This window comes from Clavibacter lycopersici (assembly GCF_003576405.1).
GTDB lineage: Bacteria > Actinomycetota > Actinomycetes > Actinomycetales > Microbacteriaceae > Clavibacter > Clavibacter lycopersici.
Genome location: NZ_QWGT01000232.1, coordinates 1 through 4,275 on the forward strand (window position 1 = coordinate 1; position 4,275 = coordinate 4,275).

A 4,275-nucleotide genomic window follows, 5' to 3' on the forward strand; every position below is an offset into this window, starting at 1 on the left:
TCGACCGCGGGGAGGATGGGGAACTCCACCCGGCCTCCCGGATACGCCAGGGCGGCGACGCGGGCGCGCCGCTCGTGCTGGCCTCGCCCGAGGATCCCGCCGCGGTGCAGATCCTGCGCGTGGCCGACCACCTCGCCTCCCGCGGACGCGGCCTCGCCGGCCGGCGGCTGGGGCTGTCCGTCTCCTAGGCGCGGGCCCGAGGACGTGCGCGGCGACCCCGGAGACGACGAGGAGGACGGCAGCCCGCGGGCTGCCGTCCTCCTGATGCGCGGTGCGCGTGCTGCCTAGACGTGGCTGCGGTGCGTGCGCGTCGGCACGGCGCGGTAGCCGTCGCGCGCGGTGACGACGACGGTGCCGGCGATGGCGGAGACGGAGAGGGCGGCGACGGCGATGAGGAAGACGGTCATGGTGGTGCTCCTGCGGGAAGGCGGATGGCGGCGCATTCCGCCGCATGACCCATGAGACCACCGCGCACCGTTCAGGACAAGCTCATAGTCCTTGCCTGGCTGTGTAGCCTGGCTACATGGACATCCGCCGCCTCGAGCTCCTCCGCGAGCTGGCCGACCGCGGCAGCGTGGGCGCCGTCGCCCGCGCCGCCGGCCGCACCCCTTCCGCCGTCTCGCAGCAGCTGAAGGTGCTCGAGCGGGAGGCCGGCGTGTCCCTCACGGAGCGCTCCGGACGCGGGATCGTGCTGACCGACGCGGGCCGCGCGCTGGCCCGCACGGCCACGGACATCGCGGTCGCCGTGGCCCGCGCCGAGGCCCTCTGGGAGGACTTCCGGCACCAGCCGTCGGGCGAGGTCACGCTCGCCACGTTCCCCACCGCGGCGCAGATGCTGCTGCCCGGCCTCCTCGACCGCGTCGCCGGGATCCCCGACCTCACGCTGCGCGCCAGCGACCGGGATCCGGCGTCCCGGGCGTTCGCCGACCTCACGGCCGACTTCGACGTCGTCATCGCGCACTCGCTCGCGGGCGCCGGGACCTGGCGCGGTCTCGGCCTCGTGATCGTGCCGCTCATGGTGGAGCCGCTCGACGTCGCGATGCCGTCCGACCACCGCCTCGCCGGCCGGGCGTCGGTGAGCCCCGGCGACCTCAGCGGCGAGCCGTGGATCGGCGTGCCGCAGGGCCTGCCGTTCGACCGGATCCTCCTCGACATCGAGCAGGCCGTGGGCGCGCCCGCCCGCGTCGTGCAGCGGTTCAGCGACACGCGCATCACGGAGTCGCTCGTGGCGTCGGGTCACGGGATCGCGCTGCTGCCCCGCTACACGGCGGGCGAGCACGACGGCGTCGTGGTCAAGCGGCTGTCGGGCGTCGCGTCGAAGCGGCACCTTCACGTGCTCCTCCGCCCGGATCGCGCGGAGCGGCCGTCGGTGCGCGCCGTCGTGGACGCGCTCCGCGGGGAGGCGAAGGCGGTGGACGCGCGGTTCAGCGGGAACGGCTGAGGGGTCGGGCGAGCCGCGTCAGGTGGCCTCGGCGTCGAAGGGCGCGGGCTGCGCGGATGCCGCCGCCGCCTCGCGTTCCAGCCGCTGCCGGCGGGCGATGGTGGTCTCGACGGGGACGCGCGGCTTCGTGACGACGGGCTCGTCCTCGAACAGCGCCTCCTTGATGATCCGGCGCGGGTCGTACTGGCGGGGGTCGAGCTTCTTCCAGTCGACCTCGTCGAACTCCGGGCCGAGCTCGTCGCGCATGCGCTCCCGGGCGCCGGTGGCCATGCGACGCGCGGCCTTCACCAGGTCCGCGAGCTTCTGGGTGTAGATCGGCAGCCGTTCGGGGCCGAGCAGGAACACGGCGATGATGCCGATGAGCATCAGCTTCTCGAACGTCAGGCCGAACATGATCACAGGCTAGTCGGTCGCCGCCCGATATCCGCCCGGCAGCGAGCGACAGGTCAGCGGACGGGGCGCATCGGATCCGCGCCGGACACCGGCCGGTCGGGCGGGCGTCACCGGGCCGATACCCTGGGGACCCGGAAGAGGGAGGTGCCGCGTGTCCGACCAGGAGACCGGGTGGAAGTACACCGAGGACGTCGTCGTGGAGGACGAGCACATCGCCCTGGCCCGCCAGCACTCCCGCGAGCTCGGCATCGAGGCCGTCTCCCCCGCCGTCGGCGCGCAGCTCTCGCTCCTGGCCGCGGCCACGCGCGCCACCAGCGTCATCGAGATCGGCACGGGCGCAGGCGTCTCCGGGCTCTGCATCTTCCGCGGCGCGCCGCGCGCGGTGCTCACCAGCATCGACGTCGAGTTCGACCACCAGCAGGCCGCGCGCGAGATCCTCGCGGACGCCGAGGTGCCCGCCAACCGCGTGCGCCTCATCACGGGCCGCGCGCTCGACGTGCTGCCGCGCATGAGCGACGCCAGCTACGACCTGGTGCTCGTGGACGCGGATCCCGCCCAGGTCATCGAGTACGTCGAGCACGGCCTGCGCCTCGCGCGCACCGGCGGGCTCGTGCTCGTGCCCCACGCGCTCTGGCGCGGCCGCGTGCAGAACCCCGCCGCGCGCGACGCCCAGACGGCGGCGTTCCGCACGCTCGTGCAGGAGACGGCGGGCTCGGGTGCCGTGGTCGCGTCGCTCTCGCCCGCGGGCGACGGCCTGCTGCAGATCGCCAGGACCGGGCGCTGACCGCCGGGGCTCGCCCGTGGCCGTGCGCCCGTCGCGCGATCCGCTGGCGGGCACCCGCGCAGACAGCACCGCCCGCCCCGTCGACGACGGGGCGGGCGGTGTCGCGTGGTGCGGTCTCGACTAGCTCGCGCTGGTCACCGCGGCGAGGGCGTCGTGAAGCTCCTTCGCTTCGGCGTCGTTGACGGAGACGACGAGTCGTCCGCCTCCCTCCAAGGGCACGCGCACGATGATGAGCCTGCCCTCCTTCACGGCCTCCATCGGTCCGTCGCCGGTCCTGGGCTTCATGGCTGCCATTCGGCTCCCCTTTCGTGGATGTGCGTCCATTATCCCGCATGGACACGCCCCTCGATGAACGCGCGGCTCCGTGCTAGGCCGCGAGCGGCCCGGGGACGGCCGGGATGGGGCGGCCGCGGACGGCGGACGGGGGCGCGGGGAGGATCACGGGGGCGTCCAGTCGGCGGTCGTCATGCGCCAGATCACGTCGATCCAGATCCACTGCCCGGCGACGGTCGCGAGGACCAGCGCGACGCGGTAGGCGCGCGACCGCGGCAGGGCCAGGGCGCCCGCCAGCGGGATCATCGGCAGCAGCAGGCGGAAGAGGCTCGACTGCGGGAAGAAGACGGCGAGGAGGTACAGCCCGTACGCGAGGATCCAGATGCGCAGGTCGGCCCCGAGGGCGCGGACCGCGGGGAGCAGCAGCATCCCGGCGAAGGCGAGGACCGCGAGGGCCACCGCGACGACGCCGGCGGGCCCGCCGATCCAGAACGCGGCGCCGTCGAACCACGGCTCGAAGGGGATGAGGTGGCGGAAGCCCGTGTAGCCCGACCGCCAGGCGAGCTCGGTGTCGGTGTAGGCCGTGGGCGAGCCGGTGCGGATCCACGCGATGGCCGGCCAGGCGAGCGCGGCCGCGCCGGCGGCGACCGCGGCGACCGCCACGCGCAGGCGCTCCGACCCGGGGAAGGGGTCCGCGTCGGCGGTCCGCAGCCGGTGGATGCCGTGCAGCACGAGCGCGAACGCGAAGGCCGCGCCGAGCGGGCGCGTGAACGCGAGCACCACGACGACGGGGACGAGCACGCCGTAGCGTCGGTCGACGAGCAGCAGGAGCGCCGTGAGGAGGACCAGCGTCGACAGGCTCTCGGCGTACCCGATCTGGAACAGGGGCGACAGCGGGGCGACGCAGACGAGGACGACGGCGGTCATCACCGCGGACGTCGGCAGGAAGCGGGACAGCAGCCGGTGCAGGACGAGCACCGCGCCCGCTCCCGCGACGACGGACACGCCGACGGCCGCCTGCTCGAACGACGCTCCCGTGATCGCCTCGACGACCCGGACGACGGCCGGGTAGACGGGCATGAAGGCCCACGCGTTCGGCTGCACGTGCCCGGCGGCGTCGACCGGGAGGACCTCCGGGTAGCCGCGCAGGAGGATCGTGCGGTACCAGCCGGTGTCCCAGAACGTCGAGAACGCGAGGAGCGACGGGGAGGCGGGACCCCACGGCGACGCGATCTGGGTGCGCGCGGCGAGGAGCATCAGCACGGAGGTGAGGACGCGGGATGCGGCGTAGACCGCGAGGACCTGCGCCCACCACGGCCAGCGCGTGCGCGCGCCGGCGGCCCGGGGCTCGCCCTCCGACGCCGTCGCCTCCCCGGGCTGCGCG

At 74.7% G+C, this 4,275-nt stretch carries 6 protein-coding genes and 1 pseudogene; 3 read left to right on the forward strand and 4 right to left on the reverse strand.

Annotated elements, in window-relative coordinates; translation table 11 throughout:
* Nucleotides 1–188, forward strand: a pseudogene (locus DZG00_RS12790) (sodium:proton antiporter); the annotation flags it as partial.
* 96 nt (nt 189–284) lie between these two features.
* Here the strand turns inward: DZG00_RS12790 and DZG00_RS17450 are convergent.
* Nucleotides 285–407: a hypothetical protein gene (locus DZG00_RS17450; protein WP_255414062.1), complete on the reverse strand. Its 123-nt coding sequence runs from the start codon at nt 405–407 to the stop codon at nt 285–287.
* A 116-nt stretch (nt 408–523) separates the two neighbouring features.
* Here DZG00_RS17450 and DZG00_RS12795 point away from each other — a divergent pair, with 116 nt between their 5' ends.
* Nucleotides 524–1,441: a LysR family transcriptional regulator gene (locus DZG00_RS12795; RefSeq protein WP_119382104.1), complete on the forward strand. Its 918-nt coding sequence runs from the start codon at nt 524–526 to the stop codon at nt 1,439–1,441.
* Between the two features lie 18 nt (nt 1,442–1,459).
* Here DZG00_RS12795 and DZG00_RS12800 read toward each other — a convergent pair whose 3' ends face one another.
* Entirely contained in the window at nt 1,460–1,834 is a 375-nt protein-coding gene (locus DZG00_RS12800; RefSeq protein WP_012299244.1) for a twin-arginine translocase TatA/TatE family subunit, read from the reverse strand.
* A 151-nt stretch (nt 1,835–1,985) separates the two neighbouring features.
* Between DZG00_RS12800 and DZG00_RS12805 the strand changes: the two genes are divergently transcribed.
* Nucleotides 1,986–2,618: an O-methyltransferase gene (locus DZG00_RS12805; protein ID WP_119382105.1), complete on the forward strand. Its 633-nt coding sequence runs from the start codon at nt 1,986–1,988 to the stop codon at nt 2,616–2,618.
* 120 nt (nt 2,619–2,738) lie between these two features.
* Here the strand turns inward: DZG00_RS12805 and DZG00_RS12810 are convergent, their stop codons facing one another.
* Nucleotides 2,739–2,912, reverse strand: a complete 174-nt coding sequence (locus tag DZG00_RS12810; RefSeq protein WP_012037866.1) for a DUF3117 domain-containing protein — start codon at nt 2,910–2,912, stop codon at nt 2,739–2,741.
* A 144-nt stretch (nt 2,913–3,056) separates the two neighbouring features.
* Nucleotides 3,057–4,275: hypothetical protein (locus tag DZG00_RS12815; RefSeq protein ID WP_375342505.1), on the reverse strand; the 1,219-nt coding region annotated here is incomplete at its 5' end.

What these genes read in the sequence shown, in the direction of transcription:
- DZG00_RS17450 (WP_255414062.1), bottom strand. Translation starts at nt 407, where the DNA reads ATGACCGTCTTCCTCATCGCCGTCGCCGCCCTCTCCGTCTCCGCCATC.
- DZG00_RS12795 (WP_119382104.1), top strand. Translation starts at nt 524, where the DNA reads ATGGACATCCGCCGCCTCGAGCTCCTCCGCGAGCTGGCCGACCGCGGC.
- DZG00_RS12810 (WP_012037866.1), bottom strand. Translation starts at nt 2,912, where the DNA reads ATGGCAGCCATGAAGCCCAGGACCGGCGACGGACCGATGGAGGCCGTG.
- DZG00_RS12800 (WP_012299244.1), bottom strand. Translation starts at nt 1,834, where the DNA reads ATGTTCGGCCTGACGTTCGAGAAGCTGATGCTCATCGGCATCATCGCC.